At 71.8% G+C, this 26,246-nt stretch carries 25 protein-coding genes; 19 read left to right on the forward strand and 6 right to left on the reverse strand.

Annotated features, from left to right (window positions below):
* From BU204_RS35355 to BU204_RS35375, 5 genes are all read left to right on the forward strand, one after another.
* Positions 1–760 (forward strand): VWA domain-containing protein (locus BU204_RS35355; RefSeq protein ID WP_143229974.1); only part of this gene is annotated, 760 nt, incomplete at its 5' end.
* Positions 760–1,374 carry a cob(I)yrinic acid a,c-diamide adenosyltransferase gene (gene cobO, locus BU204_RS35360; RefSeq protein ID WP_075130174.1) on the forward strand — a complete coding sequence of 205 codons (615 nt, stop codon included), beginning with the start codon at positions 760–762 and terminating at the stop codon, positions 1,372–1,374. The genes BU204_RS35355 and cobO, both read left to right, overlap by 1 nt.
* 2 nt (positions 1,375–1,376) lie before the next feature.
* Positions 1,377–2,924, forward strand: a complete 1,548-nt coding sequence (locus BU204_RS35365) for a cobyrinate a,c-diamide synthase (protein WP_456297889.1) — start codon at positions 1,377–1,379, stop codon at positions 2,922–2,924.
* 11 nt (positions 2,925–2,935) lie between these two features.
* Entirely contained in the window at positions 2,936–3,148 is a 213-nt protein-coding gene (locus tag BU204_RS35370) for a CbtB domain-containing protein (protein ID WP_075130175.1), read from the forward strand.
* A 75-nt stretch (positions 3,149–3,223) separates the two neighbouring features.
* Positions 3,224–4,000, forward strand: a complete 777-nt coding sequence (locus tag BU204_RS35375; RefSeq protein WP_075130176.1) for a CbtA family protein — start codon at positions 3,224–3,226, stop codon at positions 3,998–4,000.
* Between the two features lie 6 nt (positions 4,001–4,006).
* Here BU204_RS35375 and BU204_RS35380 read toward each other — a convergent pair whose 3' ends face one another.
* Positions 4,007–4,777 carry a cobalt-precorrin-6A reductase gene (locus BU204_RS35380; protein WP_075130177.1) on the reverse strand — a complete coding sequence of 257 codons (771 nt, stop codon included), beginning with the start codon at positions 4,775–4,777 and terminating at the stop codon, positions 4,007–4,009.
* A 101-nt stretch (positions 4,778–4,878) separates the two neighbouring features.
* Here BU204_RS35380 and BU204_RS35385 point away from each other — a divergent pair, with 101 nt between their 5' ends.
* From BU204_RS35385 to BU204_RS35395, 3 genes are all read left to right on the forward strand, one after another.
* On the forward strand, positions 4,879–6,150 hold the full coding sequence (locus BU204_RS35385) for an MFS transporter (protein ID WP_075130178.1): 1,272 nt from the start codon (positions 4,879–4,881) through the stop codon (positions 6,148–6,150).
* 46 nt (positions 6,151–6,196) lie between these two features.
* Complete coding sequence (locus BU204_RS35390; protein ID WP_075130179.1) at positions 6,197–6,790, forward strand: TetR/AcrR family transcriptional regulator; 594 nt, start codon at positions 6,197–6,199, stop codon at positions 6,788–6,790.
* 136 nt (positions 6,791–6,926) lie between these two features.
* Positions 6,927–7,487 carry a hypothetical protein gene (locus BU204_RS35395; RefSeq protein ID WP_075130180.1) on the forward strand — a complete coding sequence of 187 codons (561 nt, stop codon included), beginning with the start codon at positions 6,927–6,929 and terminating at the stop codon, positions 7,485–7,487.
* A gap of 30 nt (positions 7,488–7,517) precedes the next feature.
* Here the strand turns inward: BU204_RS35395 and BU204_RS42100 are convergent, their stop codons facing one another.
* On the reverse strand, positions 7,518–10,532 hold the full coding sequence (locus BU204_RS42100) for a helix-turn-helix transcriptional regulator (RefSeq protein WP_075130181.1): 3,015 nt from the start codon (positions 10,530–10,532) through the stop codon (positions 7,518–7,520).
* A gap of 173 nt (positions 10,533–10,705) precedes the next feature.
* On the opposite strand from BU204_RS42100, the gene BU204_RS35405 reads away from it, so the two are divergent.
* The 3 genes from BU204_RS35405 to BU204_RS41705 are packed head-to-tail and all read left to right on the forward strand — an operon-like array spanning position 10,706 to position 14,474.
* A complete protein-coding gene (locus BU204_RS35405) occupies positions 10,706–11,683 on the forward strand; it encodes an ABC transporter substrate-binding protein (protein ID WP_075130182.1) in 978 nt (325 codons plus the stop codon).
* 5 nt (positions 11,684–11,688) lie between these two features.
* Positions 11,689–12,585, forward strand: a complete 897-nt coding sequence (locus BU204_RS35410; RefSeq protein ID WP_075130183.1) for an ABC transporter permease — start codon at positions 11,689–11,691, stop codon at positions 12,583–12,585.
* Positions 12,582–14,474 carry an alpha-hydroxy-acid oxidizing protein gene (locus BU204_RS41705; RefSeq protein ID WP_083661919.1) on the forward strand — a complete coding sequence of 631 codons (1,893 nt, stop codon included), beginning with the start codon at positions 12,582–12,584 and terminating at the stop codon, positions 14,472–14,474. Before BU204_RS35410 ends, BU204_RS41705 begins: the two co-directional genes overlap by 4 nt.
* Here BU204_RS41705 and BU204_RS35425 read toward each other — a convergent pair.
* A complete protein-coding gene (locus tag BU204_RS35425; protein ID WP_075130184.1) occupies positions 14,440–14,757 on the reverse strand; it encodes an NIPSNAP family protein in 318 nt (105 codons plus the stop codon). The genes BU204_RS41705 and BU204_RS35425 overlap by 35 nt on opposite strands.
* A gap of 65 nt (positions 14,758–14,822) precedes the next feature.
* Here BU204_RS35425 and BU204_RS35430 point away from each other — a divergent pair, with 65 nt between their 5' ends.
* Entirely contained in the window at positions 14,823–15,761 is a 939-nt protein-coding gene (locus BU204_RS35430) for a trypsin-like serine peptidase (protein ID WP_075130194.1), read from the forward strand.
* On the opposite strand, the gene BU204_RS35435 is transcribed toward BU204_RS35430, so the two are convergent.
* Entirely contained in the window at positions 15,749–16,885 is a 1,137-nt protein-coding gene (locus tag BU204_RS35435; RefSeq protein ID WP_083661920.1) for an MFS transporter, read from the reverse strand. The genes BU204_RS35430 and BU204_RS35435 overlap by 13 nt on opposite strands.
* Positions 16,886–17,013: 128 nt before the next feature.
* Positions 17,014–17,409, reverse strand: coding sequence for a YybH family protein (locus BU204_RS35440; RefSeq protein ID WP_075130186.1), 396 nt, complete (start codon positions 17,407–17,409; stop codon positions 17,014–17,016).
* A gap of 185 nt (positions 17,410–17,594) precedes the next feature.
* Between BU204_RS35440 and BU204_RS35445 the strand changes: the two genes are divergently transcribed.
* The 5 genes from BU204_RS35445 (at position 17,595) to BU204_RS35465 (ending at position 22,518) form a co-directional block, all read left to right on the forward strand.
* Entirely contained in the window at positions 17,595–18,773 is a 1,179-nt protein-coding gene (locus BU204_RS35445) for an acyltransferase family protein (RefSeq protein WP_143229976.1), read from the forward strand.
* A gap of 241 nt (positions 18,774–19,014) precedes the next feature.
* Positions 19,015–20,142: an NAD(P) transhydrogenase subunit alpha gene (locus BU204_RS35450; protein WP_075130187.1), complete on the forward strand. Its 1,128-nt coding sequence runs from the start codon at positions 19,015–19,017 to the stop codon at positions 20,140–20,142.
* Entirely contained in the window at positions 20,142–20,456 is a 315-nt protein-coding gene (locus tag BU204_RS35455; RefSeq protein ID WP_075130188.1) for an NAD(P) transhydrogenase subunit alpha, read from the forward strand. The genes BU204_RS35450 and BU204_RS35455 overlap by 1 nt, the downstream gene beginning before the upstream one ends.
* On the forward strand, positions 20,453–21,823 hold the full coding sequence (locus tag BU204_RS35460) for an NAD(P)(+) transhydrogenase (Re/Si-specific) subunit beta (protein WP_075130189.1): 1,371 nt from the start codon (positions 20,453–20,455) through the stop codon (positions 21,821–21,823). The genes BU204_RS35455 and BU204_RS35460 overlap by 4 nt, the downstream gene beginning before the upstream one ends.
* A gap of 74 nt (positions 21,824–21,897) precedes the next feature.
* On the forward strand, positions 21,898–22,518 hold the full coding sequence (locus BU204_RS35465; protein ID WP_075130190.1) for a flavodoxin family protein: 621 nt from the start codon (positions 21,898–21,900) through the stop codon (positions 22,516–22,518).
* A gap of 83 nt (positions 22,519–22,601) precedes the next feature.
* Here BU204_RS35465 and BU204_RS35470 read toward each other — a convergent pair whose 3' ends face one another.
* Complete coding sequence (locus BU204_RS35470) at positions 22,602–22,922, reverse strand: DUF3817 domain-containing protein (protein WP_075130196.1); 321 nt, start codon at positions 22,920–22,922, stop codon at positions 22,602–22,604.
* 305 nt (positions 22,923–23,227) lie between these two features.
* On the opposite strand from BU204_RS35470, the gene BU204_RS35475 reads away from it, so the two are divergent.
* On the forward strand, positions 23,228–24,691 hold the full coding sequence (locus tag BU204_RS35475; protein ID WP_233161004.1) for an RICIN domain-containing protein: 1,464 nt from the start codon (positions 23,228–23,230) through the stop codon (positions 24,689–24,691).
* A gap of 31 nt (positions 24,692–24,722) precedes the next feature.
* Positions 24,723–26,138: an RICIN domain-containing protein gene (locus tag BU204_RS35480; RefSeq protein ID WP_075130192.1), complete on the forward strand. Its 1,416-nt coding sequence runs from the start codon at positions 24,723–24,725 to the stop codon at positions 26,136–26,138.
* The last annotated feature ends 108 nt before the right edge of the window (positions 26,139–26,246 follow it).

Raw genomic sequence — 26,246 nt, forward strand, 5'->3', positions numbered from 1 at the left:
CGGCGAGGCCGGCCGGCGGTCCGCCGCCCGCACCGACACCGGCCGCCGGGTCGGCACCGAGCGGCCGGCAGGTCCGACCGGGACCCTGCACCTGCTGGAGACCCTCCGCGCCGCCGCCCGCCACCAGCACCGCCGCGGCCGGCGCGCCGGCCGGCTGCTGCTCGCTCCCGAGGACCTGCGGGTCGCGATCAACGAGGGGCGCGAGTCCAACCAGGTCCTCTTCTGCGTCGACGCCTCCGGCTCGATGGCGGCCAGCCGGCGCATGCGGGAGGTGAAGACCGCGATCCTGTCCCTGCTCACCGACGCCTACCAGCGCCGCGACAAGGTCGGCCTGGTCACCTTCCGAGGTGGCGGGGCCGAGCTCACCCTGCCGCCGACCGGGTCGGTCGAGGTGGCCGTCGCGCGGCTGCGGGACCTGGCCGCGGGTGGGCGGACCCCGCTCGCCGAGGCGCTCACCCGGGTCGCCGAGGTGGTCCGGGTCGAGGCAGTGCGCGACCCGCGGCGCCGCCCGCTGCTGATCCTGGTCACCGACGGCCGCGCGACCCATGGAGCCGACGCACTCGGCCGGGCGCACCGCGCCGCGGCGGCGCTGCGCCGCACCGGGCTCTCGTCGGTGGTCGTCGACTGCGAGACCGGCCGGTTCCGGATGGGCCTGGCGCGCCGGCTGGCGGAGCTGCTCGGCGGGGTGCACGTCCCGGTCGGCGAGGTCAACGCCGCGGCGTTGACCACCGTGGCGCGGCACGCGGTGGGGGCGGCCTGATGCCGAAGGGACTCCCACCCGTCGTTCCCGAGGACGGGCTCACCACCAGACAGCGTCGCAACCAGCCGCTGCTGATCGTCCACACCGGCGACGGCAAGGGCAAGTCCACCGCGGCCTACGGGCTGGCGCTGCGCGGCTGGAACCAGGGCTGGGACATCGGCGTGTTCCAGTTCGTCAAGTCGGCCAAGTGGCGCATCGGAGAGCAGACCGTGCTGGAGCGGCTCGGCGCCCTGCACGCCGAGACCGGCGAGGGTGGTCCGGTCGAGTGGCACAAGATGGGCGCCGGCTGGTCCTGGTCACGCAAGGAGGGCACCGCCGAGGACCACGCCGAGGCCGCCGCCGAGGGCTGGTCGGAGGTCAAGCGGCGCCTCGCCGAGCAACGCCACGACCTGTACGTCCTCGACGAGTTCACCTACCCCATCGCCTGGGGCTGGGTCGAGCTGGCGGACGTGCTCGACACCCTGGCGTCGCGCCCGGGGCACCAGCACGTGGTGATCACCGGTCGGCGTGCCGACCAGCGCCTGGTCGACCTCGCCGACCTGGTCACCGACATGACCGTGGTCAAGCACCCGTTCCAGTCCGGGCAGAAGGGACAGCGGGGCATCGAGTGGTGAGCGTGCGCCTGCCCAGGGTCGTCGTCGCGGCGCCGGCCTCCGGACACGGCAAGACCACCGTCGCGACCGGCATCATGGCGGCCCTGCGTCGGCGCGGGCACGTCGTGAGCGGGCACAAGGTCGGGCCCGACTACATCGACCCCGGATACCACGAGCTGGCCACCGGCCGGCCCGGGCGCAACCTCGACCCGTTCCTCGTCGGCGAGGAACGGGTGGCCCCACTGCTGGTCCACGGCGCCAGGGGTGGCGACGTGGCCGTCGTCGAGGGCGTGATGGGCCTGTACGACGGCAAGCTCGGTGGCGCCGGCTTCGCCTCCACGGCCCACGTCGCCACGGTCACGTCGAGCCCGGTCATCCTCGTCGTGGACGTGTCCCACGCGTCGCGTTCCGTCGCCGCGGTGGTGCACGGGATGCGGACCTTCGACCCGACCGTCCGGATCGTCGGCGTGGTGCTCAACAAGGCGGGCTCGCACCGGCACGCCCAGGAGGTGCTCGACGCCCTGGCCGGGCGGGGCGTGCCCGTCCTCGGGGTGATCCACCGCGACGACGCCGTCGTCGCGCCCGCCCGGCACCTCGGCCTGGTGCCGGTGGCGGAACGCTACGACGCGGCGGACTCGCTGGACCTGCTCGCCGAGCGGATCGAGGCGACCGTCGACCTCGACCAGCTCCTCGCCCTGGCCAGGGCCGCCCCGCCGCTGGCGGCGGCGCCCTGGGACCCGGCGACCGAGGTCGGGCCCGGTCCGGCCGGCGCACCACGTCCGTTGGTCGCGGTGGCCGGCGGTCGTGCCTTCACGTTCCGGTACGCCGAGACCGAGGAACTGCTCCTGGCGGCGGGGTGTGACGTCGCCACGTTCGACCCGCTGGTGGAGGAACGGCTGCCCGCGGGGACCAGCGCCGTCTACCTCGGCGGCGGCTTCCCCGAGGTCTACGCCGGGCGGCTGTCGGACAACGTCGGGCTGCGCGGGGAGTTGCTGGACGCCGTCGCGTCGGGAATGCCGACCGTCGCCGAGTGCGCGGGGCTGCTCTACCTGTGCCGCACCCTGGACGGACGGCCCATGGTCGGCGCCCTCGCCGCGGACGCCGCGATGACCTCGCGGCTCACCCTCGGCTACCGCGAGGCGACGGTCCCCGCCACGCACGCCGCCGCCCACCTCGCCGGCCCGCCCGGAACGCCGGTACGCGGCCACGAGTTCCACCGCACCGCGGTCACCCCCGACGCCGGTGAGCACCCGGCCTTCCTCGTCGGCGGCCGGCCGAGCGGGTTCGGTTCCCGAACCGCCACCGCCTCGTACCTCCACGTGCACTGGGCCGGGCACCCGATGCTCGCCGAGCGGTTCGCGGCCGCCGCCCGGGAGTTCGGCCGGGGTATCCCGGCGTCATCGGTGCTGACCAGTGATACCGTTGGCGCGACCCTGGTAGAGGAAGCCGGTGAGAATCCGGCGCAGTCGCGCTACTGTGACACCAGTTCGACGGTCGGTGACGACCACGAGCGGGTGAAGCCAGACCCGAGCCAAGAGGTTGCCCAGCACACGGGACGCACGAATCCCTGAGGAGGCACCAGATGAGCCAGGCTGTTCCCGCTGCCCCGGAGGCCGCGGTACCCACCATCCCGCTCGGACAGATCGCCCCGTGGGCGGTCTTCGTCGGGCTTGTCGCGTTGACCGTGTTGTTCTTCGTCAGCGCCGGCCAGGGGGCGGTCAGCTTCCCCGCCGGCGACGCCGTCCACGAGTGGGTCCACGACGGCCGGCATCTGCTCGGCTTCCCCTGCCACTGACTTCGTCTCTAGGGCGCCGCCTCCGTCCGCACGGAGGCGGCGGCTCCTTCGCATGCTCAGGGAACGGGACCCACCATGACCGCACGCAGCTTCCTCGTCCGAGGACTTCTCGCCGGGCTTCTCGCGGGCCTGGTCACCTTCGTCGTCGCCACGGTGTTCGGCGAGCCGTCCCTCGACGCGGCGATCACCGTCGAGGAGGCGGAAGCCGCGCACGAGCACGCCGGTGGCGAGGAGGCCGGACACCAGCACGCGGGGGAGGGGACCGAGGTCTCCCGCACCACCCAGAAGACCTTCGGCCTCGGCACGGCCACGATCGCCGTCGGCACGGTGCTCGGCGGTGTGGTCGCCCTGGTGGCCGCCGCACTGGTCGGCCGTCTCCGGGGGCTGACCCCGGGCCAGTCCACCGGGCTGGTCGCCCTGGTCGGGTTCGTCGCGGTCGCGCTGGTGCCGTTTCTCAAGTATCCGGCCACCCCGCCCGCCGTCGGTGGTGCGGACACCATTGGTTCGCGGACCGGCCACTACTTCCTGTACGTACTCGTCTCGGTGGTAGCCGCCGCGGCGGCCGTCGCGCTCGCCCGTCGGCTGGGCTCGCGGCTGCGGGCCGTGGAGGCGGCCGCGCTCGCCGTCACCGCGTACCTGGTGGTCGTGGTCGGGGTCGGCCACCTGCTGCCGGCGGCCGGCTCGCTCGGCGACTTCCCGGCGGACACGCTGTGGGACTTCCGGCGTGCGTCACTGGTCACGCTGGCCACGATGTGGGCCGTGCTGGGGGTGGCGCTCACCGCACTCGTCGGCCGGCTCCACGAGCGGGAGGCACGAGCCGCCGAGCGCAGGGATCTCGCCGCCAGCCTGTGACCGCCGTCAGGCCCGGGCGCACACCCAGGCCGCCGCCTCGTCCGGACCGGTGACCGTCCGCACCCCGGCGGGGCCCTCGCGGCGGCGCACAATGACGACGGGGAGCCCCAGTTCGGCGGCTACCTCGAGCTTCGGCCAGGTGTAGGTGCCGCCGGAGTCCTTGGTCACCAGCGCGTCCACCCGGTGGCCGGTCATCAGGAGCCGCTCCTCCGCGGCCCGGTAGGGGCCACGACTGGTCACCAGCGTCCACGGTGTGGGCAGTGCCAGCTCGGGCACGTCCACCACCCGCACCAGCACCGCGTGGTCGGAGAGCGGGCCGGTGAACGTCGCGAGGTCCTGGCGCCCGACGGTCAAGAACGGTCGCTTCCCCAGCTCCGCCACCAGGTCCGCCGCCTCGGCGTGGTCGCCGACCCAGTGCCAGGTGTCCGCGCCGGGAGCGTCCGCCCACCCCGGCCGCTCCAGCCGCAGCAGTGGGACCCCGGAGGCGGCGCAGGCGGCGACGGCGTTGCCGGTCATGCCCTCGGCGAACGGGTGCGTCGCGTCGACCACCGCCGTGACCGCATGGTCGGCCAGGAAGGCCACCAACCCCGCGACGCCGCCGAAACCGCCGACGCGCACCCGGCCGACCGGCAGCCGCGGCCGCGCCACCCGACCGGCCAAAGAGGACACGAACGGCACCCCGGCGCGGTCGAGCAGCGTGGCGAGCTCCCGCGCCTCCGCGGTTCCGCCGAGCACCAGGACCGTACCGCCCGGTGTGCGGTCGATCCCCGGCTCCATAGGACAAGTAGAGCATGCGTCCTGGGTCGGTCGGCCGCCGGGAAGGACCCGGTGGCCGTGTGGATCTGCGGGTAACGGGATGCCGCTCTAGTGTGTTAGTTATGGTCGAACCCGCTGTCCGGCACCGGCTCCCGGTACGCAAGCTGCTGGCCGCGAGCGTGGGCAACGCACTGGAGTGGTTCGACTGGACGATCTACGCCACGTTCAGCATCTACTTCGCCACCGCGTTCTTCCCGGCGGGCAACGACGCGCTCGCCCAGATCAACACGTTCGCCACCTATGCGTTGGCGTTCTTCTTCCGCCCGCTGGGCGGCATCCTGCTCGGTCGGTTCGCCGACCTCCGGGGACGCAAACCGGCGATGGTGCTGACCATCGTGATGATGGCCGGCGGGTCGATCCTCATCGGCGTGTTGCCGACCTTCGAACAGGTCGGCTGGCTCGCTCCGGTCGGGTTGCTGCTCGCCCGGGTGGTGCAGGGGCTCTCGCTCGGCGGTGAGGTGTCGAACGCGTCGGCGTACCTGGGGGAGATCGCCCCCGCGGACCGTCGCGGGCGGTACTCCGCGTTCTTCTACATCTCTACCGGTAGTGCCGTGCTCCTCGCGTCGGTCCTCGGTTTCGTCCTGGCGCGCGTGTTCAGTGAGGACGCCATGCAGTCCTGGGGATGGCGACTGCCGTTCATCCTGGGTGGACTGCTCGGGTTGGTCGGGTTGTGGTTGCGGCGGAGCCTGGTCGAGACCGAGCTGTTCGAGGCGCACCGGACCGAGCGCGTGCCACACCCGCTGCGCACGACCCTGCGGGAGCACCCGAAGGCGGTCGGTCAGCTGATCGGCTTCACGATGCTGTCCACGTTGTGCTACTACACGTTCTTCAGCGCCCTGACCCCGTTCGCCGTGAAGACGCGCGGAGCGGACGCGGTCGATGCGTTCCTGGCGCTGGCCATCGCGACGGCGGTGTTCGTCGCCCTGCAGTACCCCATGGGCGCGGCCGCCGACCGGTTCGGCCGCAAACCCCAACTGCTGGCGTGGTCGGCGGCGACAGCAGTCCTGATCGTTCCTTTGTCCACTTTGGTCGGACCGGGCCTGGGGAACCTGGTCGTGGTGTTCACCGTCGGCCTCGGCCTCTACACCGCGATGACGTCGATCGCGCCCGCCCTGATGAGCGAGCTGTTTCCCACCGCCCTGCGCGGCCTGGGCATCGGAGCGTGGTACAACCTCACCGTCGCCACCTTCGGCGGCACCGCTCCGCTGCTGATCAGTGCCCTGTCCAGCGCGGGCCTCGCCGACGCCTTCTTCTGGTACCTGGCGGCGGGAGCGGCGGTCGCCTTCGCCATCATCCTCACGCTGCCCGAGACCCGCGGCACCGAGCTGCGTTGACCAGCGTTTGGCGATACTGACCGTTCTGTCTGTTACGCTCGTCGTGATGGTGCGCAACGCTAGAGGTCAGGTCTCCGAGGCGCGGTCGAGGCTGCTCACCACGGCGACGAGGCTCTTCTACGCCGAGGGCCTGCACGCCGTCGGGATCGACCGGATCGTCGCGGAGGCGAAGGTCACCCGCGCCACGCTGTACCGTCACTTCCCGAGCAAGGACGAGCTCGTCGTCGCGTACCTGCAGGCCGTCGCCCAGGCCGACCGCGAGGGGGTCGACACGGCTCTCGCCGCCGGCCTCCCGGCGGCCGACACCCTGCGCGCCATCGCCAGCTCGATCGCCGAGGGCATCCGGTCGGCGCGCTTCCGCGGATGTGCCTTCCTCAACGCCGTCGCGGAGTACCCCGACGCCGCGCATCCGGTGCACCAGGCCGTCCTCGCCCACCGCGCGTGGTTTCTGCGGACCGTGACGGACCTCCTCGCGGATGTCGGCGACGCACCCCCGGAGCTCGCGGGCCGGCACTTCGTGCTGCTGCGAGACGGTGCGATGTCCTCGGGCTGCCTGGCGGACCCGGCGGAGGTCTGCGACACGTTCCTCCAGGGAGTCGAGGGGATTCTGCGGTTCCGCCTCGACTCGGTGTCCGCGTAGCACCTGCCACCCGGAGGTGACTCCCTCGTGACGCCTTCGAAATGAGGTAGAACGTTCTGTCTTGACAGACGCTGGGTTCGGCCGTCATGCTCGTCGAGATAGAACGTTCGTTCTTGTTTCGTTCGGAAGGACCGCCATGACCGTCGTCGCCTCACCCGCCGCCCGAGCAGCTGCACCCACCCTGCGCCGGCTCTACGTCGTGCGGTTCGCTTTCGCCGTCGTCTGGGCGGCCCTGCTGTTCTTCACGACGTCGAGCCTCGGACCCCTCGGCATCGCGCTGATCGTCCTGTACCCCCTGTTCGATGTCGCCGCGGCGGTCGTGGACGCTCGCTCGTCCCGCCGCACCTGTTCGCCTCGCGGCCTCTACGTGAACATCGCGGTCAGCCTGCTGGCCGCCGCCGCCCTGGCGGTCGCCGCCGGCTCGGGCGTGCCCGCGGTCCTGCGGGTATGGGGCGCCTGGGCTGTCGTCGCGGGGCTGGTCCAGCTGACCGTCGCCCTCGGCCGCCGCACATGGGGTGGCCAGTGGCCAATGATCCTCAGCGGCGGCCTCTCGGTCCTGGCCGGCGCCTCGTTCGTCGTCGCCGCCGGCGCGCCGGACCCGACCCTGGCCAGCATCGCCGGCTACGCCGCCGTCGGCGGCATCTTCTTCCTCGTCTCGGCGGTCCGCCTCGGCCGGCCGGCCGCGCGGTTGGGCTGAGCCGACCGAACACCGCGCGCCGCGGACCTCCTACGGATCGAGGTCGCCGAGCCCGGCTCGTTCCCCCACGGCCGCCGCCTCCGCTCGGTTCGCCACGTTGAGCTTGCGCAGGATGCTGCTCACGTGCACGCTCGCCGTCTTCGGGCTCATGAACAGCTCCGCGCCGATCTGCGCGTTCGTGTAGCCGCGGCCGAGCAGGCGGAGCACGTGCCGCTCCCGGTCGGTCAGGCCGTAGGGGTCCTTCGGCCCGGGCGGCGGGACCGGTGGGGGCGGGGCCGCCGCGGACGCGGGGCGTAGCGAGATCCGGGACCTGCGCGCCAGCCGGTTTATCCGCGTCAGCAGGGGCACCATCCCGCTCGCCGCGTCGGCGGCGGCACGCAGTGGAGCGGTCGCGGCCGCCGCGTCGCGCGAGGCGGTGAGCAGGGCCTCCGCCTGTCGCAGCAGGGCGTAGGCCTCGCGGTGCGGCCGGCCGAGCCGTCGCCAGACGGCGGCCGCCGCCATCCACGCGTCCGGGTCGTCCCCGCCGCGCGCACGCAGCAGTTCGGCCAGCCAGCCGGCCCGGTCACCGGGAATCGTCGAGACGAACGGGTGGTCGGCGAAGGGCCGGACCGTCATCCGCTCCAGAATGCCCGCCAACCGGTCGGTCGCGGCGAGGGCGGCTCGTTCGGCGTCACCGTCGCGACGCGCCCGCGCGGTCTCGGCCAGGTCCGCCGCGGCCCTGGCCCCCAGTGCGAGCAGCTCGCCGCAGTACAGCTCGACGCCGGAGCCGCCCAACCGAGCCAGGGCCTGCTCGGCACCGTCCAGCGCCGTGGCGGGGTCGCCGGCCCACAGCGCGACCCGGGGGGCCAGGCGCAGCCGCTCGTACACCCACATCCGGGGCCCGGCCAGGCCCATCGACTCCACGGCCCGGGTGCGGGCGAGGGCGGCGTCGAGCTCACCGCGACACGTCTCGACCTGGGCCAGCAACAGGTGCAGGTTCCAGTCGTCCAACCTCGGCGGGCGCTCGGACACCTCGGACAGGACCTCGGCCGCGGCGTCCACGAGGCCCTGTTCCAGCAGCGCCTCCGCGGCGTTGTGGTGCAGTACCGCCCCCTGGTAGCCCGACGCCGCGCCGGCCCGGCGCGCCTGGTCGAGAGCCTGGGCCGCGACCCGCTCGGCCTGCGCCAGCTGCCCCATCTTGAGCAGCGCGTTGCTGCGGTAGTCGGCGGCGGTGAAACCGACCAGCAGGCTGAGCCCCGGGTCGGCGAGGTCACCCGCGCGGTCCAGCAACGCGAACCCCTCGGCCGGGTCGCCGTGCACGAACGCGACCTCGGCCAGCCCCAGCAGGGCCTGGGCGCCGTCGAGGGTCGCTCCGCACCGTCGCGCGACGTCGAACGCGGTGCGATACAAGGAGCCGGTGGCGGCGTCGTGGCGGTCCAACCACCTGAACCGCGCATGATCGGTGAGCACGCGCGCGTACTCGGCCGACTCGCGCAACGCCCGGTGGATGCGCTCCGCCTCTTCGAACAGGGCGTAGGCCGTGCCCGGAGAGGCCTCGCGCTGGCCGATGACCCCGCGGTGCCACGCGGTTCGGTGCAACACGCCCGCGAGCAGCGGACCGTCGGCCGTGTCGCCGTATCTCGCGTAGGTCTGTTCGGCGAGAACACCGGCGTCGAGGTCGCGACCGCACGCCTGCAGCGCGTCGATGGCCGCGACGCGCAGCCAGCCGGGCTCCACCTGGGACTTCTCGGCCTCGTCCGGCAGGCTCTCCGCGACCCGCGCGGCTCGCTGCCAGAGCTCGGCCGCCTGCGCGTAGGCCCGCACCCGGTGGCCGTGTTCGGCGGCGTCGACCAGCGAGGCCAGCTCGTTGTCCGGCCGGCCGGCGGCGGCCCAGTGGACGGCGATCTCAGCCGACAGGGCCGGGTCTGCCATCGCCTCGAGTGCCGCCGCCGTCGCGGCGTGCAGGTCGCGGCGCTCGTCGGGGAGCAGCTCACCGGCCACCGCCTCGGCGAGCAGCGCGTGCTGCGTCCGGCAGCCGAGCTCGGGCCGCGTCCGGTCCTGGACCGCGAGCCGGGCGTCGATCAGCTCGTGCATCGCCGCGGCGACGTCGGCCGCCGTCATCCCGGTCACCCTGGCGACGGCGGTCTCCGGGACGGGGCGGCCCGCCACCGCGAGGGCCGCGAGCACCGTGCGGGCCGGCGGGCCGACCCGGCGCGAGCGAGCCAGGAGCAGCTCGGCCAGCGCGCGCGGCGGCTGCCGGGCCAGCGCGAACCCCTGTCCTCCGTCGCCGGCGGCCAGGGCGGCCGCGATGAGCTCCTCCGCGAAGTACGGGTTGCCGTCCGTACGTCGGTACAGCTCGTCGAGGACGGCGTCCTCCGGTGGGCCGCCCAGGGTCATTCCGGCGAGCTCGGCCATCGCCGGTCGGGACAGGCCGCCCAGCTCCAGCCGTACTGTCTCGGGCCGGCGTGCCTGCTCGACCCACTCCGCCACCCGAGGATGTGCAGGCACCTCGTCGTCGCGGCACGTCACGACCAGGGTGATCGAGCCGCTGGAGGAGCCGCGCAGGTAGGTCAGCAGGTCCAGCGTCGCTCCGTCGGCCCAGTGCAGATCCTCGACCACGACCACCATGGGACGGTCGGTGGCGACGCGGACTAGCAGCAGCTCGACGGCGGCGAACATCCGCTGCCGCCGCCACTCGCCGGCCGGGAGCACGTCCGGTCCCGCGTCACGCCCGACGAGCTCCGGCGCGAGCCGCGCCAGCTCCTCCACCGCATACGGCGGAAGCCCGGCGAGGATCTCGGCGAAGGCCGTCGGACCCACCGCCCTGCCCAGGCCGCGGAGCGTCTCGACGATCGGCAGGAGCGGCAGGCGCACGTTCAGCGGCAGGCACGACGCCTCGACCACGACCGCACCCGTCTCCCTGGCCGCCAGTGCCGCCTGGGTGACCAGCCGCGTCTTGCCGATCCCCACCTCACCCGTGACGAGGACGAGCCGGCGCGCCTGCCGGATGGCGGCGGCGAGCCGGGCCAGCTCGCCGTCCCGCCCGACCAGACCTGTCGCCGCCACGCGGCCAGCAAATCCCCAGCGAGCCGGTCCGGTCAAGCGTGGCGGCAAGGCACCTCCCGAGGCCAACTAAGGCTTTCCCCGACCGAGCGCTGGGCGATCTCCCGATGCGGCGGGCCCCGGTCCCGCGCGACCGTTGCCGAACGCGGGACGAAAGCTCAGGAGGATGGTCAACCATGTTCGGACGTCGTTGTCTTCTCGTCGGCGCCGTGGGGGTCGCGGCCGCACTGGCCGGCTGTGGCGGGGGAGCAGGTGAGCCGCGGCCGGGCGAGTCGTACTCGGTTGGTGTGCTCGCCATGGCGCAGGCCGAGGTCATCGACGAGGTCGTCGACGCGTTCACCAGGACGGTGCGGGCCGAGGTCGGCGCGGGCACCACGGTGAGCTTCGAGGTCAGGAACGCCAACGGAGACCAGTCGCTCATCGCCAGCGTCGCCCGCGAGTTCGCCGGCTCCGACCACGACGCCTTCGCCGTCATCGGGACGCCGGCCGTCGTCGCGCTGGCCACCCAGGTGACCGACCGCCCCATCTTCGCCCTCGCCATGGGGGACCCGGTCGGTGCCGGGGTGGCGGAAAGCCTGGAGAGGCCGGGGAGGAACGTCACCGGCAGCATCGACTTCGTCGACCCGGCGATGCTCCTGGAGGACCTGGTCGCCCTGCACCCCGGTCTCCGGACGGTCGGCACCCTCTACGACCCGTCCAACCAGAGCATGCAGGTGTGGGCCGGCGCGTTGCGCACCGCTGTCCGAACCGCCGGCATCGACCTCGCCGAGGCCCCCATCTCCTCGACGGCGGAGGTCGCGCAGGCCGCCCGCAGCCTCGACGGGCGAGCCGAGGTGGTGTTGGTCGGCCCGGACGCGCTGGTGGCCGCCGGAATCGAGGCGGTCGGCGCGGCGATGGTGGGCGCCGGCGCCCCGCTCTACGTCGTCGCCGGCGACACGACGATCCCCGGCATTGTCGGCAGCCTCGGCCCGGACTACTCGCGGCTCGGCGTCTCGGCCGGGGTCAACGCGGCGAAGGTGCTCCGCGGCGCCGACGCGGCGTCGACGCCGTTCACCACCCCCGGCGAGGTGGAGATCGTCCTGAACACGGGACGCGCGCGGGAGCTCGGCATCACCATCCCGGCGGAGCTCGCCGACCGCGTCGTCGGGTCCTGATACCGGTGAACACCGTGATCGACACCCTGGTGACAGGGCTTCCGCTCGCCCCCGCGTTCCTCGGGGTGTTCCTGGTCCTGCGGATCCGGGCCGACTTCGACCTGACGGTGGAGGGCAGCTTCGCCCTGGGCGGCGCGGTGACCGCGGTGGCGCTGCTTGCGGGGCTGCCCGGCTGGCCGGCCCTGGCCGCGGGCGCCATGAGCGGAGCGGTCGCCGGACTCAGGACCGCGTTGCTCAACCTTGTGCTGCGCATCCCCGTCCTGATGGCGGGGCTCGTCATGAGCATGGCGTTGTTCACGGTGACGCTCCGGGTGCTCGGCCGGCCGACGGTCGGTCTTCTCGGCGAGGAGACGGTCTTCGCGCGGGTCGCGGCGCACCCCGGCCGGGCCGCGGACCTCGGCATGTCGGCGGTGCTGTTGGCCGTGGTCGCGGTGGTGTTCGCCGTCTTCGTCGCGTTCCTCAGGACCGAGATCGGTCTCGCGCTGCGGGCGAGCGGCGCGAACGCCCGCATGGTCCGCAGCCAGGGGGTCAACGACAGCGGGCTGCTCGTGCTGTCGTTGATGCTCGCCAACGGCCTGAGCGCGCTCTCCGGCGGGCTGCTGGCACAGGTGCAGGGCTTCGCCGACGTCACCATGTCCGTCGGGCTGTTCGTCGCGGGAGCCGGAGCGGTCCTGCTCGGCGCCCTGCTGGCCAACCCCGGCGGGTCCCAGGTGGTGCGCATGGCGGTAGCGGTGATCGTCGGCTGCCTGCTCTACCGCCTCATCCTGGTGTGCTCGCTGCGGCTCGGCCTGCCCGCGGGGGATCTCAGAGGCGTCACGGCGCTCACCTTCGTGTTGGCGATCTCCGCCCAGGCGCACCTGGCGCCCGCGCTCGCGCGCTACCGCCTGGCGAACCGGACATGACCGTGCCCGAGGACACCGGACGTGTCGAGCTCACCGGTCTCCGGCTCGTGCACAACACCGGACGCCCCGACCGAGTGGTCGCGCTGCACCACGTCGACCTGACGGTCCATCCTGGACAGTTCGTGACCGTGGTCGGGCCGAACGGCTCCGGCAAGAGCAGCCTGCTCCAGGTGGTCTCCGGGGCGCTGCGGCCGACGACGGGAACGGTCCGGCTGGACGGTGTCGATGTCACCCGCTGGCCGGACCACCGGCGCGCGGCGCTGGTGGCGCGCGTGTTCGACGACCCGATGGCCGGGACCGCGCCAGACCTCAGCGTCGAGGACAACCTCGCACTCGCGATGAGCCGCGGCCGCCGTCGCGGGTTTCGCGCAAGCCTCAGCTCGGCCCGCCGGCGCACGATGCGCGACCGCCTCGCCGGGCTCGGTCTCGGGCTCGAGCAACGGTTGCACGAGCCGGTCGGCCTGCTGTCGGCCGGTCAGCGGCAGAGCCTCACGATGGTGATGGCCGGGTTGCGCGCGCCTCGGGTCCTGCTGCTCGACGAGCATCTCGCCGCCCTCGATCCCATGACCGCGGCGCGGGTCCTGCGCCTCACGACGGACCTCGTCGCCGCCGCCGGCTGCACGACGATCATGGTCACCCACAACATGGAACACGCGCTGCGGCTGGGAACCCGGCTGCTGGTGATGAGCCGCGGACAGATCACCGCGGACCTGGCCGAGGAGAGGAAGAACGGGATGAACACCCACCAGCTCGTCCACCTGATGGACACGGCGGTCGACACCACCGCCACCGACTTCGCGACCCTCGACGAGGTTCGGGAGGCCGCACTCGCCGTCCTGCCTTCCGACGCGCACGACTTCCTGGAGGGCGGCGCCGGGGAGGAGGCGACGCTTCGCCGCAACCGGAACGCCTTCGAGCGCTGGGCGTTCGTCCCGCGGGTGATGGGCGGGCTGCCGTCCCCGTCCACCACGACCCGCTTCCTCGGCGTCGATCTCGCACTCCCCGTGCTGACCGCGCCGTTCGGCGCCGACGGACTGTTCCACCCGGACGGTCAGGTCGCCGTCGGCCGAGCCAACGCGGCCGCCGGCACCGCCAGTATCGTGCCGGAGGCGGGAACCTACTCGCTCGAGGAGATCGCGGCGGCGGCGCCCGGCGCCGCGGCCTTCGGGCAAGTCAATCCACTGGGGACGGACGAGGGCTTCCTGGCGATGGTGCGCCGCTACGAGCGGGCGGGCTACCGCGGTCTCTGCGTCACGTGCGACGTGCCGATCCAGGGGTGGCGGGAACGCAACCTCCGCAACGGTTACCTGCCCGACCACCGCTTGTTCGGCGGCAACTACCCGTCGGTCGAGCACGCCCTCGGCCAGCTCGGTCAGCTCCTCGAACGGGAGGCACCGGTGTGGTCCTGGGCCAAGCTCGGTGAGCTGCTCGGCCAGAGCAGGCTGCCGTGGATCGCCAAGGGCATCATGACCCCCGAGGACGCCAGCGCGGCGGTGGCCACCGGCGCGAGGGCGCTGCTGGTCTCCAACCACGGCGGGCGCCAGCTCGACGGGCAGCGCGCCTCGCTCGACGTGCTCCCCGAGATCCGGGACGCCGTCGGACCCGGCATCGAGATCGCACTGGACAGCGGCGTCCGCCGCGGTGCCGACGTGGTCAGGGCGATCGCGCTCGGCGCCGACGTCGTCGTCATCGGCCGCCTGGCGGCCTACGGCCTGGCCGCCGGCGGCGAGGCCGGGGTGGCCCGCGTGCTCGAGCTTCTCCGCGCGGAGATCACGACCGTGCTCACGCTCCTCGGCCGGGGCGGCGTGCGCGACCTGACCCCCGACGCCCTGACCCGGGTCGAGGTGGGGCCGGTCAGCCGAGGTCACCGGGCAGGAGGGGGCGCATGAAGGTGCGCTCGTAGCGCAGGACGCAGTCGCTCTCGTCGCGGATCCGGTCGGCGGCCACGAAGTCCGGATCGACGCCGAACAGGGTCCGGTACTCCTCGTAGGCGGCGAGGCTGGGGAAGCTGAACAGCGCGAGAGCCCGGTCACTGGCTCCCTCGGCCGGTAGGAAGTAGCCGTGGTGCGTCCCGCCGTGGCGCTGGACCAGGTCCATCCAGCGGCGGGCGAACCGTTCGAAGGCGTCGATCTTCCGCGGGTCAATCACGTACTCGACGACACAGGTGATCATGGGAAAGCGTAGCAGGACCCCGCCCACCAGGACTGCCTCGGTTTCGCTAGGTTTCCCGAGTGATCATGAAGCGAGCGTTGCGGCGGGGTGCGGCTGTGCTGGTGGCCGGTGGCCTGGCCATGGCGGCGGCGGCCGGTCCGGTCCAGGCGCGTCCCGCGCCGTCCACTGTGCACCGGGCCGCGGTGACCGACCTCGAGGTGGAGCGGGTCGCCGCGTACTGGACGCCGGAGGCCATGCGGGCGGCGGTCCCGCTGGAGCTGGCGATCGAACCGGGCGGAGCCCTGGCCGAGGAGCCGAGGGGCATCCCGCGGGCGGTCTCGCCGACCTTCCCGAACGGCGGCGGGCCGTGGCCGGCCGGCGGCGAGGTGGTCGCCACGTCCGGGCGGGTGTTCTTCACCACCAACGGCAGCAACGCCTCGTGCAGCGGGAGCGCGGTCACCAGTGCCAACCGGAGCACGGTGCTCACCGCCGGCCACTGCGTCAAGGTGGCCGGCCGGTTCCACGAGAACTGGGTGTTCGTCCCCGGCTACGAGAACGACAACGCGCCCTACGGCGTGTGGCCGGCGCGGCTGACCACCGCGACACCGCAGTGGCTCGCGGGCGAGGACATGAACCACGACCTCGGCGCGGCGGTGGTCGCCGAGGTGGACGGGACCTCGCTCACCGACGTCGTCGGCGGGCAGGGGGTCGTGTTCAACCAGGAGCGCGGGCTGGACATGTACGCCTTCGGCTGGGCGGCCAGCCCGCCCTACGACGGCAGCACGATGAGCTACTGCAGCGGCACCACGTTCGACGCCACCCTCACCGACGGCATCGGCATGAGCTGCGACCTCACCCGCGGCGCCAGCGGCGGCCCCTGGTTCCACCAGTTCGACCCCAGCACCGGTACCGGCCTGATCGGCTCGGTGAACAGCTACAAGATCAACTTCGTCCCGTACTACGTGTTCGGTCCCTACTTCGGCGACGTCGCGCGAGCCTTCTACGAGACCGTTCAGTCCATGTAACGGGCCGCGGGAGGGTGCCGCTGCCGCAGGCCGGTCGTGATCACCAGGCAGGCGAGTACCGGGACGGTGACCAGGACGGGCAGCGCGAGGTGCGAGGTCGCCTGCATCGAGTAGCCGACCGCCGCCGGCAGCGCCACGTTCCCGACCATCCCGGCGGTGGCGATCACGGCGTTGGACCGTCGCGGGTCGGGGTGGGTGGACGCGTTCCAGGCCATCACGGTCGGGAAGATCGGCCCGAGGACCAACCCGGCGAGCAGGTAGCCGACCGGTGCCAGGTCCCCGACGCCGATCAGGACCAGCGGGAGCGCGGTCGCGACGAGCGCGGTCGCGACGATGCGCGGCGGTGCCCAGCCGGCCGTGACGAACGGGACGAGCAACCGGCCCGCGGCCAGGCCGACCCAGAACAACGACGTGAGCGCGGAGGCCGCCGCCGTCGCGTAGCCGTGTGCCTCCAGGTGCACCGACTCCCAGCTGCTCAACCCGGTCTCGGCCCCGGCGTAGCAGAACAGCAGGGCGCAGAAGAGCAGCAGCACGACCGGTCGGCCCCGCGCCCGGCCTTCGGCCGGCGGCAGGTGGGTGGACCCGCCGAGGCCCAGCGGTGGCAGCGCCGCCAGGACGGCCACGGCGAGCACGACGAACAGGTACTGGTAGCCGACGTCGCGGGTGAGCCCGACCAGTGCGGGACCGGCCGCGGCGCCGAGGCCGAACACGCCGTTCACCAGGTTGGCCAGCGCGACACCGCGCCCGCCGGGCTGGCCGGCCATCGCGGTGTTGACGACGAGCACGAGGCCCCCGAACCCCAGCCCGGCGACCACGGCCGCGAGCAGGGGCACCGGCCACGCTCCACGCCAGGCGAGCCCCACCGAACCGAGGGCGAGCAGTGCCGTCGGCACCGCGACCAGATACCGCCGGGCCCACCGCTCGCCCAGCGTCCCGGCGACGGCGGTGCTCACGAGCGACCCGGTGTAGAAACCACTCACCAGCAGCCCCGCCGTGGCCGCCGACAACCGGTTGTCGTCCCGCACGACGGGGATCAGCGGACCGAGCGTCGACTGGAACAGTCCTAAAAGTCCGAAGAGGACAACACAGCGGGCGATCACGCCCCGACTCGCCGCCCCCTGCACGTTCTCAACCTACCCGACCGGTGCAGGGGCCGCCGAAGACCGGTGGCGGGGCTAGTGACCGTCCTCACAGGACATCGTCACCGGGTGGACCGGAGGCCCACACCCGTCGGCGGGAGACGGGCGCGTGGTCAGCGCTCGTCGCGCAGCGGGAGCGAGTGGAACAGCGCGATCTTCCACTCGCCGTCGACCTGGCTCAGCACCATGGTGGTCGGGCAGACGTCGTGGTGGCGCTCGCCGGCGAACGTGTACTCCTGCTCGACGGTGTAGGTGGCGATCGCGGTCGCGCCGTACTCGCGGATCTCCAGGTCCGTGATCTCCGAGTGCTCGTCGGACATTCCGGACTCGAGCGCCGCAAGGTGCGCCCCGATCTCCCCGAGGCCCCGCTTCCAGGTGCGCATGACGGCGTCGACGGCCTGAATTTCGGGAACGATCATGGTGGCTACCCGCGCCACGTCGAGTTTCTCCATGGCGTCGTAAGCCTCACGCACGACGCTTTCCACATCAGCCAGGGTCTGCTGGCTCATCTGCCCACCTCCACGCTGTACGACGGAACCGAGCCCAAGGATTCCCGCGCGGCGGGCCGAAAAGCCAGCGCACTCGTCGGGCCCTCTAACGACTTTCGAGGACGCCGTGCCCGCGCCCGGTACGGTGCGAAACATCGAACTCGAACAGGAATTGTCGTGAATTCCTGTGGCCGAAAGGGTCCACTGTGAAGACGCTTCGAGAAGGGCCTGCGACACTGCCCGCGCTCACCGGTTATCGGTTCGTTCTCGCGTTCATGGTCATCGCCTGCCACGGCCTCTACTCGAGCCGGTTGTTCGAACCGGGCCCGACCGCCGAGGCGCTCGCTATCACCGCGCCGCTGTCCATCGTCGCGGTGTCGTCGTTCTTCATCCTGAGCGGGTTCATCCTCACCTGGTCCGCCCCGGCCGGTGACACCGTCGGCCGCTTCTACCGACGCCGCTTTGTCAAGATCTTCCCGAACCACGTGGTCACCTGGGCGCTGATGCTGCTGGTGTTCGCCTTCGTGGTCACCGGGCCGAACCCGATGTACGGCTTCCAGGACAACCAGGTGAGCCTCGGCGAGGCGCTTTCCAACCTGTTCCTGGTCCAGAACTGGCTCTACGACGTCCAGCACGTGATGGGCGTCAACGCGCCCGCGTGGTCGATCTCCTGCGAGGTGTTCTTCTACCTGCTGTTCCCGGCGCTGTTCCTGCTCGCCAAGAAGATCGCGCCGGGACGGCTGTGGTGGTGGGTGGGCGGGGTCGCGGCACTGATCCTGCTGGTGCCGCTGCCGACCTTCGCCATCGACGGCCCGATGATGGCCGAGTGGGCACCGGCACCGCACGCCCAGGTGTGGCTGGTGTACGTGTTCCCCCCGGTGCGGCTGCTGGAGTTCGGGCTCGGCATCCTGATCGCCCGACTCGTGCAGACCGGTCAGTGGCCGAGCCTGCGGGTGCGCTGGGCGGCCATCCCGCTGGTGCTGACGATCCTCGCCTCCCCGGTCATCCCGGCGGGCTACCTGTTCGCCGCGGCGTTCGCCCTCCCGGCAGCCCTGGTCATCCCGGCGATCGCCCAGGCCGACCTCGAGGACCGACGGACGTGGTTGCGCAGGCCCGTCGTCGTCCTGCTGGGCAACGCCTCGTTCGCGCTGTACCTCGTGCACGGCCCGATCCTGTACGCCCTGCGTGACCTGCTCGGCCCCGAACGCCGCTTCGACGACCTGACGGCGTTGGGGATCGTGGTCGGGTTCATCCTGGTGTCGCAGGTCGCGGCGCTGGCTCTCTACCGGTACCTGGAGGTGCCGATGATGCGCCGCTTCGCCCGCCCCCGGTCCACGACCGCCTCCACGCCCTCCCCGGTCCCGCAGCAGGCACTGACCACCTGAGGTCGCACGCGGTCGCCGAGCGGATCCCGCGGGCTCACCCCCTGCTGACCGCGGCCTGCGCTCGGCGGTTGCGCGCACGGTGTCGATGCGGCATGTTGGCCTGAGGAGCGCCGGGAAGTCTGGTCGGCACCCGCCACGGCGGCGGGTTGGTACGAGGTGGACGAGGTGTGTTGATGGCGCTCACTTCCTGGGTCGACCTTCCCGGCGGTTCTCCGCACGGTCCCGGGCGGGAGCACCGGCGGTGAAGGTCGCCGTGGTTGCCGAGACGAGGCCTGGTGAGCGCCGGGTGGCGCTCGTCCCCGAGCTGGTCGGGCGGCTGACCGACGCCGGTCTGGACGTCGCCGTGGAGCCGGGTGCCGGCGCGGCCGCGGGGTTGCCCGACGACTCCTACCGCGCGGTCGGGGCCACCGTGGCGGCCGACGCGGTGGCCGGCGCCCGGGCGCTGCTGTCCGTGCGGCCCGTCCAGGCGCGGCGGGTGGCGGAGCTCGCGCCGAACGCGGTCACCGTGTCCTTCCTGCCGACGGGGCGCGAGCTGGACCTCGTCCGCGCCCTGCGCGACGCCGGGCACACCGCGTTCGCGATGGAGCTGGTGCCGCGCATCTCCCGCGCCCAGGCGATGGACGCGTTGTCCTCCCAGGCCTTCGTCGCGGGCTACCGGGCGGCGCTGGTGGCGGCGGAACGGTTGCCGAGGTTCCTGCCGATGTCCATGACCGCCTCCGGCACGATCCGCCCGGCCGCCGTGTTCGTGATCGGTGCCGGGGTGGCCGGGCTGCAGGCCATCGCGACCACACGCAGGCTCGGCGCGGTCGTGCGTGCCTACGACGTCCGTGCCGCCGCCGCGGAGGAGGTGCGCAGCCTCGGTGCGGAGTTCGTCCATCTGGAACTGCCGACCCTGGAAGGCGCCGGCGGCTACGCCAGGAAGATGACCGAGGAACGGTCCCGGTCGCAGCGTGCGCTGCTCGCCCCGCACGTGGCGGCCTCCGACGTGCTGATCACCACCGCCGCGGTGCCCGGCCGGCCGGCGCCGATGCTCGTCACCGCGCCGATGGTGGCCGCGATGAAACCCGGCTCGGTCGTGGTCGACCTGGCGGCCGAGTGGGGTGGCAACGTCGAGGGGGCGAAGCCGGGGGAGGAGATCACCGTCGGCGAGACGCTGGTCTGGGGCGGCCGCGACGTGCCGAGCCAGCTTCCGGCGCAGGCGAGCCAGCTGTACTCCGCCAACGTGGTCAACCTGTTGCTGCTCATGTGCGCCGACGGCGAGCTGGCCCCGGACTTCGCCGACGAGATCATCGCCGCCTGCTGCGTCACCCACGCCGGGGAGGTGCGGCACGCGCCGACCCGCGTGCTGCTCGGAGAGGAGCTGCCCTAGTGGACGGCGTCGCGTTGCTGACGATCTTCGTGCTGTCGGTCTTCGTCGGCTACGAGGTGATCTCGAAGGTCTCCAGCACCCTGCACACGCCGTTGATGTCCGGCTCCAACGCAATCAGTGGCATCGTCCTGGTCGGGACGATCGCGGTCGCCGCCCACACCGAGTCGACCGGGATCTTCGTCCTCGAGCTGGTCGCGATCGTCCTGGCCACGGTCAACCTGGTCGGCGGGTTCGTGGTGACCGACCGGATGCTGGGGATGTTCCGGGCCCGGGCTCGGCAGAGCCCGCCCGAGGACAAGGGGCCCCAGCGGTGAACGAGACCTGGACCGCACTGCTCTACCTCGCCGCCGCCGTCTGCTTCATCGTCGCGCTCAAGGCCCTGTCCTCGCCGCGAACCGCCCGGGTCGGCAACCTGGTCGGCGCGGCGGGTGCCGTGGTGGCGGTGCTCGTGGTCCTCGCCGCCGAGCGTCCGGAGCGGCTGGTGTGGGTCCTGGCGGCGATCGCCGTCGGTGGGGCGATCGGAGCCGTCGCCGCGCAACGGGTCGCGATGACCCAGATGCCGCAGATGGTGGCGTTGTTCAACGGCGTCGGCGGTGCGGCGGGCGCGCTTGTCGCGTTGCTGGAGCTGCCCGAGGGGACCAGCGGCGAGCCGGCCCACCTCGCGGTCACGGCGTTCACCGTCCTCGTCGGAGCCGTCACCTTCTCCGGCTCGCTGCTCACCTTCGCCAAGCTCCAGGAGCTGGTCACCGGCCGGCCGCTGATCTTTCCCGGCATGCGCTGGGTGGCCGCGGCGACCGTCGGCGGCGCGCTCGCCACCGGGGTCTGGGTCGCGGCGACCGGCTCGGTACCCGGGGCCGCGTCCCTCGCCGTGCTGGCGTTGGGGATCGGGCTGCTGCTGGTGCTGCCGGTCGGCGGAGCCGACGTGCCGATCGTCATCTCGCTGCTCAACGCGTTCAGCGGGATCACCGTCGCCGCCAGCGGTTACGTGCTCGGCAACACGCTGCTGATCGTGGCGGGCACGCTGGTCGGCGCGTCGGGCACTCTGCTGACCACGATGATGGCCGAGGCGATGGGCCGGTCGCTGCCCAACATCCTGTTCGGCGCGTTCGCCGGCGGGTCAACGCTCGGCGGCACGACCGAGTCGGACCGGCCGGTGCGCTCGGCGGGCCCACAGGACGTCGCGATCCTGCTCGGCTACTCCCGCAAGGTGATCGTCGCGCCCGGCTACGGGCTCGCGGTGGCGCAGGCGCAGCACACGTTGCGCGATCTCACCGACGAGCTGGAGCGGCGCGGCATCGAGGTGGTGTACGCGATCCACCCCGTGGCCGGCCGGATGCCCGGGCACATGAACGTGCTGCTGGCCGAGGCGGACGTGCCGTACGAGAAGCTCAAGGAGATGGTCGAGGTCAACCCCGAGTTCCGGACCGCGGACGTCGCGCTCGTGGTGGGGGCCAACGACGTGGTTAATCCCGCGGCGCACTCCGCACCCGGCTCACCCATCTACGGCATGCCGATCCTCGAGGTGGCCAACGCGGCCTCGGTGGTGTTCCTCAAACGCTCGATGCGCCCCGGCTTCGCCGGAATCGAGAACGAGCTGCTCTACGAGCAGAAGACCACCCTGCTGTTCGGCGACGCCAAGGACTCCCTCGGCAAGCTCGTCACGGCGGTGAAGGCGCTGTGAGTCAAAGGCACGCGTTTGGGGGTTCGGTCGGTAGCGAGGGGATTCAACGCCGCCGAGGTGGGTAGGTCCGAGGCATGACATCGACATCGACACTGACCGCGCTCGCGTTGACCTGCAGCCTCAAGCCGTCTCCCGAGCCCTCGAGCAGCGACAAGATCGCCACCCAGGTTCTCGACGAGCTCCGTGGCCACGGTGTGACCGGCGAGCTGGTCCGGGTCGTGGACTTCGACGTGCGCCCGGGCGTGCAGACCGACATGGGAAACGGTGACCAGTGGCCGCAGCTTCGGCAGCGCGTTCTCGCGGCGGACATTCTCGTGTTGGCGACGCCCACCTGGGTGGGACACCCGTCCAGTGTGGCGCAGCGGGTGATGGAGCGGTTGGACGCCGAGCTGTCCGAGACCGACGATCAGGGACGGCCGTCGATGTACGGCAAGGTGGCCGTGGTGGCGGTGGTCGGCAACGAGGACGGCGCACACAAGATCATCGCGGACTGTTTCCAGGCGCTCAACGACGTCGGGTTCACCATCCCGGCCAGCGGCGGCACCTACTGGAACTCCGAGGCGATGAACCCGAAGGACTACATCGAGCTCGACAGCACACCGGACGCTGTCGCGAGCACCAACAAGAAGCTGGCGGCGAACGCGGCCCACCTCGCGCGGCTGTTGAAGCAGGACCAGTACCCGCCCGCTCAGTGACGCCCACTCGGTTCACCCCACGGGCCCGCGGGGTGTGACCAGCCGCCGCCGTGGTGCCGTTGCGCGGCTGGGGCGCCGTGCGGTCAGCGGGACGCGGTGGCGGTCTCGTCGAGTCTGCCGGTGCGCGTGGCCCACCGCTCGAACAGGACGGTGCCGAACGGCGGCACGCCGGCGACGAGTGCCAGCACGAAGGTCCCCGACGTCCAGCGCAGCGGCCCGCGCACCAGCAGCGTGACGACCACGTAGCCGACGAAGACGGCACCGTGCACCGGTCCGAAGATCCGGACCCCGATCTCGTCGTGCACGACCACGTACTTCACGAACATCCCGATCAGCAGGCCGGCCCAGGACACCGCCTCGGCCAGTGCCAACAACCGGAAACGCCCGGCGGCGGTGGTGAGCAACTCGGTCTCCGTCCGTCGGTGAAGGTCGACCTGGTGGTCGGAGGTCGGCACGTCGAACGGTACGAGAGTCCCGCGCGGGCGGTGCCGTGACCGTGTTAGCGATAACAGCGGTGCCGAACCTGAGACGTGGACTGTTTACTCCAAGTCCTTTCTGCCCTATTGAAGGCGCAGGAAGCTATCTGTTAACGTTCACATACTGTCCGTGACGGACATCACATCACGGGAGAGGGCCCACCGGTCCGGACCGGGACCTCGATCGTGGGCCCCTCCGGCGACTCGTGACACCTCTAGCGATGGGACACGTCATGAACCCGATCACGACGCCTCGCCGGTTGCTTTCCGCGCTCGTGGTGACCGCGCTGGCCGCGCTGGTGAGCGTCGTCGTCACCGCGTCGCCGGCCCAGGCCGCCACCAGCCAGTTCCGCGGCATGAACTGGGCGGTGCTGGGCGACAACTTCAGCACCGGTCCGCTCGTCGTACAGGGCCTGAGCCAGTCCGACAGCAACGCGACCGTCCGGGCCAAGGCCAACGCCGTCTACGACGACATGGCCGCCACCATGGGGGTGAACACCGTCCGGCTGCCGATCAACACCCATACGGTCGCCAACACGACATGGTGGAACGCGTACCGCGGTGCCATCGACGCCGCCACCGCCCGCGGGTTCAAGGTCATCCTCGCCTACTGGGAGGACGGCGCCGCCTCCGGTGGCAGGATCACGAACACCGCCGCCTGGAACACGATGTGGTCCAGCGTGACCAACACCTACGGCTCGAACGGCAACGTCTACTTCGAACCGATGAACGAGCCGCACGGCTACACGTCGACGGAATGGCGCAACGTCGCGGCCAACTGGCTCAGCTACCACACCTCGGCGGTACCCGGCCGGGTGCTCGTCGGGGGCACCGGCTACAGCCAGGACCTGCGGGACGTCTGCAACGACAGCCGCTTCAACTCGACGCTGCTGTCCTTCCACCACTATGCCTTCTTCTACGACCCGATGACCTACGACGCCTTCCGCAGCCACATCCAGACGCGGCTGGGCAACTGCGCCTCCCGCGCGGTCGCGACCGAGTTCGGCGCGCCGATGTCCACCGGTCTCAACTACGGTGACGCGAACAGCACCGACAACTTCGTGCGCCACATCCGCGCGATGGCGCAGGTGATGCGGGACAACCAGATGGGCGGAACCTACTGGCCCGCCCTCGGCGGCAAACCGACCGACAACCTCGGCTACGACTACTACTCGATGTACGCGCTGAGCGGCAGCGGCACCAACCTCAACCTGACCGTCCGCAACCCCTCCGGTGCCGACCGCATCCGTTACGCCTGGGGCGACGCCGTCGGCGGCGGAACGTTCTACCGGCTCGACGTGCGGCACAGCGGCAAGGCCATGGACGTCCAGCAACCGAACACGGAGGACGGTGCGCGGGTCGGCCAGTACACCTACGGCGGCAACGCGTGGCAGCAGTGGCAGTTCCAGGACGCCGGCGGCGGCTACTGGTGGATCGTCAGCCGCCACAGTGGACGGTGTCTCGACGTGGTGAGCGCGTCGACGGCCGACGGTGCCGAGCTCGTCCAGTACGCCTGCGGCACCGGCACCAACCAGCAGTTCCAGCTGGTCGCGAACGGGAGCTACTTCCAGCTCCGGGCCCGACACAGCGGCAAGTGCGTGGACGTGCCGTCCGCGTCGACCGCGGACGGCGTGGTCCTCAAGCAGTACCCGTGCAACACCGGCACCAACCAGCAGTGGTCGCGAACGGTCGTCTGAAGCGTTTGGCCTGTCCAGCAAGGAGAACCCCATGCCACAACGCTGTGGCCTCGCCGTCGTGCTGGCCGTGTTGTCAGCTCTCGTCCTCCCCGGCTCCGCTGTCGCCGCGCCGGTCACCATCACCAACGGCACCCAGTTCACCGACACGAACGGAAACGTCGTGCACGCGCACGGCGGAGGGGTCCTCAAGGTCGGCAGCTACTACTACTGGTTCGGCGAGAACCGGAACCCCGACAACACGTTCCGGGCGGTCTCGGCGTACCGGTCGACCGACCTGCGCAACTGGGAGTTCCGCAACAACGTGCTGACCCAGTCGTCGCACTCGGAGCTCCAGGTGGCCAACATCGAGCGTCCCAAGGTCATCTTCAACGCGTCCACCGGCCAGTACGTGATGTGGATGCACAAGGAGAACGGCCGGGACTACGGTGAGGCACGTGCCGCGGTCGCCACCGCCAGCACCGTCGACGGCAACTACACCTGGCGCGGCAGTTTCCGCCCGCTGGACTACATGTCGCGGGACATCACGCTGTTCAAGGACGACGACGGCACCACGTACATGATCTCCGCGGCCAACGAGAACGCGGACCTGCACGTCTACCGACTGACGTCGGACTACCTCCAGGTCAGCGCCCGGGTGCAGCGGCTCTGGCCGGGGTCGTGGCGTGAGGCACCCGCGATGTTCAAGCGCAACGGCGTCTACTTCCTGCTCACCTCCGGGGCCACCGGCTGGAACCCCAACCAGCAGAAGTACGCCACCGCGAGCAGCGTGACCGGATCCTGGAGCGCGTTGTCCGATGTCGGCAACGCGACCGCGTTCGACTCGCAGACGGCGTTCGTGCTGCCGGTTCAGGGCAGCCAGACCACGTCCTACCTGTACCTGGGCGACCGTTGGGCCGGGGCGACCGGGGGAGCGGTCAACGAGTCCCGCTACGTCTGGCTCCCGCTGAGCTTCCCGTCCAACACCACGATGACGATGAGCTACTCGTCGCAGGTGACGATCGACACCGCCACCGGCGCGATCACCGCGACCGGCGCGCAGCGGTACTCCTTCACCGCCCGCCACAGTGGCAAGTGCGCCGACATTCCCAGCTCCAGTCAGGACAACGGAACCCAGCTGAAACAGTATCCGTGCAACGGCGGGAACAACCAGGGGTTCGAGGCACAGCCAGCCGGCGACGAGTACTACCGGCTCGTCGCCGCGCACAGCGGCAAGTGTCTCGACGTCTCCGATGCGTCCACAGCGGACAGCGCCACCGTGATCCAGTACACCTGTGGCAGCGGCACGCACCAGCAGTGGCGGTTCGAGGACGCGGGCAGCGGCTACTACCGAATCGTCGCCCGCCACAGCGGCAAGTGCCTGGACGTCACCAGCGGGTCGACCGCCGACGGCGCGCTCGTCAAGCAGTACACCTGCGGGTCCGACGCCAACCAGCAGTGGCGCAGGTGAGCGGAGGCGGGTGCGGCACACCTCGGGCCCGCTCGCAACTCGCGCTCCCGGGTACTCTCTCTAAGAGCCTGTTCCTGAACTGATCTTGGTCGGCGTGTCGGGTGCTGG

It is taken from the genome of Actinophytocola xanthii (genome assembly GCF_001921205.1).
GTDB lineage: Bacteria > Actinomycetota > Actinomycetes > Mycobacteriales > Pseudonocardiaceae > Actinophytocola > Actinophytocola xanthii.